Origin of the sequence: Nocardia farcinica, from assembly GCF_029867845.1 — a bacterium.
GTDB classification, from domain to species: Bacteria; Actinomycetota; Actinomycetes; order Mycobacteriales; family Mycobacteriaceae; genus Nocardia; species Nocardia farcinica_A.
Window position 1 is genome coordinate 1 of the sequence record NZ_JARWRU010000902.1, and the last position, 1768, is coordinate 1768.

Annotated in this window: 2 protein-coding genes; one reads left to right on the top strand and one right to left on the bottom strand. The window is 73.5% G+C overall.

From position 1 onward, the window contains the following. Positions 1–46: 46 nt before the first annotated feature. Positions 47–793: an oxidoreductase gene (locus QH283_RS19865; RefSeq protein WP_280504492.1), complete on the top strand. Its 747-nt coding sequence runs from the start codon at positions 47–49 to the stop codon at positions 791–793. 506 nt (positions 794–1299) lie between these two features. Here QH283_RS19865 and QH283_RS19870 read toward each other — a convergent pair. After that, a partial coding sequence (locus QH283_RS19870) for an HAD family hydrolase (RefSeq protein WP_280504493.1) occupies positions 1300–1768 on the bottom strand: 469 nt, incomplete at its 5' end.

A 1768-nucleotide genomic window follows, 5' to 3' on the forward strand; every position in this document is an offset into this window, starting at 1 on the left:
CCCCGTACCCCTCGGTGGCCGCAGGCCCACAGTACCCTCGAACCCCGTGACCGACCCGCTCCACCCCCTCGCCGATCTGCCCGGCGTGCCCGACGCCGCCGACCGCGCCCGCGACGCGCTCGCCGCGGTGCACCGGCACAAGGCCAACCGGCGCGGCTGGCCGACCACCGCCGCCGAGGCCGCCGTCCGGGCCGCGCGCTCCTCGGCCGCCATCGACGGCGGCAGCACCGACATCCCGCCCGACGGCCGCGTCGAGGACCCGATTCTGGCCGGCTCGCTGCGGGTCGGCCAGGCCCTCGACGGTGACGCGCTGCGCAACCTGACCGCCACCTGGCAGCGCGCGCCGCTGCAGGCGCTGGCCCGGCTGCACCTGCTCGCCGCCGCCGACCTGGTCGAGGACGAGCTGACGCTGGGCCGCCCCCGCCAGGAACCGGGCATCGCGCAACGGCTGGATTTGCTCGTCCAGACCCTGCAGGCCACCAGCGCGCCCGCGCCGGTCATCGCCGCCGTGGTGCACGGCGAACTGCTGACCCTTCGGCCGTTCGGCAGCGCCGACGGGATCGTCGCCCGCGCCGCGTCCCGGCTGGTGACGGTGTCCAGTGGGCTGGACCCGCACAGCCTCGGGGTGCCGGAAGTCTTCTGGCTGCGGCGGAAGAAGGCCTACCTGGACGCCGCGGCGGCCTTCGCCAGCGGCGATCCGGCCGGTGTGGGCGGCTGGGTCGTCCTGTGCTGCGGCGCGCTGGAGGACGGCGCGCGGGAAGCGACCTCGATCGCCGATTCGGCGGCGGGCTGAAAGCCGCCACGCCGGAAGTCGTTCGCCGCCGGAAGTCGTTCGCCGCCGGAAGTCGTTCGCCGCCGGAAGTCCCTCGCCCGCAGGAAGACTGCCCGCGCACATGAAGCGGGCGGCGGCATCGTCCTTCGACGATGTCACCGCCCGCTAGCACGGAGTACCCGGTTACCAAGCGTGCTGATGGGGTTGTGTTCCGTGGCCTCGGCGATCGTTCGGACTCCGCCGGTTCATCCCCGCAACCTGTGCGAGGCTCTCGCCGTCGGCAATCGAACTACGCAGGCCCACAACGCTGCTGCCCTTGTCGCGGCGCGCTCCGCGTGGGTACCTGGCCTCCGTGCTGGGAGTGTCGGACAGGGGGCCGAGCCTTCTCCTCCGGCTCGGTCTTGGCCATCCGGCCCTCCGTAGCTACCTTTCTACCACCGTGAGACGGATCACTCAAGGGGTTGAAATCCCAGGCAGAAGTACCTTCTCGCGTGTCAGCCGCCCGCTCGGCGCGCGACGGCGAGCGCTCAGCGACGTTTCCGCAACAGCCGGTAACTGACGGTGCCCGCCAGCACCGCGCTGAAGCCGACGACGGCCGTCGCGGCCACGGTGGTCGACGAGGGCGACTGGAAGCGCGCCCACAGCGAGATCGGGTTCGAGAAGGTCAGCACCGGCCATTCCCTGGCGATCGCCTCCCGGCGCAGCGCGCGGTCCGGGTTGACCGCGGTGGGGTGCCCGACGGCGCCGAGCATCGGCAGATCGGTGATCGAATCGGAGTAGGCGTAGCAGCGCGAGAGGTCGTAACCCTCACTAGCGGCGAGCTTTTCGATCGCGGTGACCTTGCCCTCGCCGTAGCAGTAGAACTCGACCTCGCCGGTGTACCTGCCGTGGGGGGCCCCCCCCCCCGGGGGGGGGCCGCCGGGGGGGCCGCGGGGGCCCCCCCGGGGGGCGGGCCGGAGCCCAGCCCCGCGCCCGGCGGAGACACCCACCCGGGGG